Source organism: Protofrankia sp. CiP1_Cm_nod4 (assembly GCF_982290645.1).
On the sequence record NZ_CEVIVC010000001.1, the window covers coordinates 87,579 to 89,676 of the forward strand.

A 2,098-nucleotide genomic window follows, 5' to 3' on the forward strand; every position below is an offset into this window, starting at 1 on the left:
CGGCCACTCCCTCCGCGGCCGTCTGCGCTCACAGGGACACCGCCACACGTTGGCCTTCGACGACCGCGGCGTGCGCGCGGCGGGGGGCGAGGCAGTCACCGACCCGGTGGACGGAGAACGGCAGCGCCGGCAGGTCCGCGCGCAGGCCGCGCCAGAGGGTGTCCTCCGCCCGTTGCTGGACGGCGCAGACCACCCAGTCCACGGCGCGCCGGGTGTCGGTGCCGGTGGGATGGTGCTGGAGGGCGAGCAGCACACCGCCGTCCGCGCCGGGTGTCACCCCCATCGGCACCAGGTCGGTGCTCTGGACGATGCCCCTGGCCGCCGCCCGGACGTTCCAGGTCTCCAGGTCCAGCGTCACCCCGAGGTCCTGGCCGACGACCATGCCGTTGGTGACGACCTCGACCCGGCAGCCCCGGTCGGCCAGCAGCTCCGCGACGGAGGTGGCCTGGTGGAACCCCAGCTCGTCCACGACCACGACGGTGCCGCTCGGCTCCGCCCGCCCCTCCAGCACGTCGCGCACGTCCACGACCCGGGGGTGCCCGGCCGCCCACCACGGGGGGTTCGGCCGGGCGCCGGTGGCCAGCACCACCGCGTCCGGGGCCTGCGCGCGCAGGAAGTCCGCGTCCACCTCGACGGAGGTCCGCACGTCGACACCGATCCGCCGCACGTGCGCGATCAGGTTGCGCGCGATGTCGAGGAACTCCGCCCGGCTCGGCACGGCCGCCGCCACCGGCACCTGGCCGCCCAGCCGCGACGACCGCTCGAACAGGGTGACCTGGTGCCCGCGCTGGGCGGCGGTGACGGCGGCCTGCATGCCGCCGGGGCCGCCGCCGACGACGTGGACCCGCCGCCCGCGCCGGCGCGGCGCCGGCAGCGGCACCGACTCCCGGCCGGTGCGCGGGTTCTCGATGCAGCCCAGCCAGCGGTTGAGCCCCATCCGTCCCACGCACTCCTGGTTGCAGGACAGGCAGGTGCGGATCTCGGTGGCGTGCCCGGCCCGCGCCTTGGCCACGAAGTCCGGGTCGGCGATCTGGCCGCGCACCACCCCGATGAGGTCGGCGTGCCCTGCGGCCAGCGCCCGGTCGGCCTGCAGCGGGTCCTTGAACCGGCCGACGCCGACGACGGGCAGGCTCACCGCCTGTCGGATCGCGCTCGGGATGAACATCGCATAGCCCGGCGGCACCTGCATGCTCGCCTCGATCATGTAGAGGGTCGCGGTGGCGACCCCGATCGAGGTGTTGATGTAGTCGACCTTGCCGGTGGCCTCCACCAGCCGGGCCACGGCGACGGCCTCCTCGATCGTCGTCCCGCCCTCGATCAGCTCGTCGCCGCAGATCCGCACGCCGAGGGCGCGCCGCGGGCCGAGGGCCGCCCGGACCACGTCGACGATCTCCAGCAGCAGGCGGGCCCGGTTCGCCAGCTCCCCGCCGTAGGCGTCGGTGCGCCGGTTGGTCGCCGGGGAGAGGAAGCCGCGCACGATGGACGAGTGCGAGCACTGCAGCTCGACACCGTCGAACCCGCCGGCGACGCAATGCTCGGCGACCAGCCCGTAGCCGTCGACCACTTCCCGGATCTCGTGAAGCTCGACGGCCTTGGGCACCTCGCGGAACAGCGGGTCGGGCACCGGGCTGGGCGCCCACACCGGCAGCCGCGAGTACATCGACGACGCCTGGCCGCCGTTGTGGTTGATCTGGGCGAGGATCGGCACGCCGTGCGCGTGCACCGCGTCGGTGATCCGCCGGTAGCCGGGGATCACCTGCGGGTTGAACCCGTGGATGAGCTTCTCGTACGGCCAGTCCGTGGGATGCGTCGAGTGCTCCTCGGTGATGATCATCCCTGCGCCGCCCGCCGCCCGGGCCGCGTAGTAGGCCACGTGCTGGTCGGAGGGCAGGCCGTCCCGCGCGTAGTTGGTCAGGTGCGCCGAGAAGACCACCCGGTTGTCGACGGTGAGCGGCCCGATGCGTAACGGGCTGAACAGGTACCGGTAACGGCTGGTGGCACTCATGTCGCCTTCCTGGGTACGGGCTGCCGGCTGGGCGTGGCCACCGGTCCGCGCGGCCGCGCGGCCGCCGGACGCGTGGCCACCAGGCCCGTGGCT

1 protein-coding gene is annotated in these 2,098 nt (G+C 74.2%); it reads right to left on the minus strand.

The window, feature by feature from the left end:
- Positions 1–28: 28 nt before the first annotated feature.
- A partial coding sequence (locus AC5LSR_RS00350; protein WP_493468051.1) for a mycofactocin system FadH/OYE family oxidoreductase 2 occupies positions 29–2,098 on the minus strand: 2,070 nt, incomplete at its 5' end.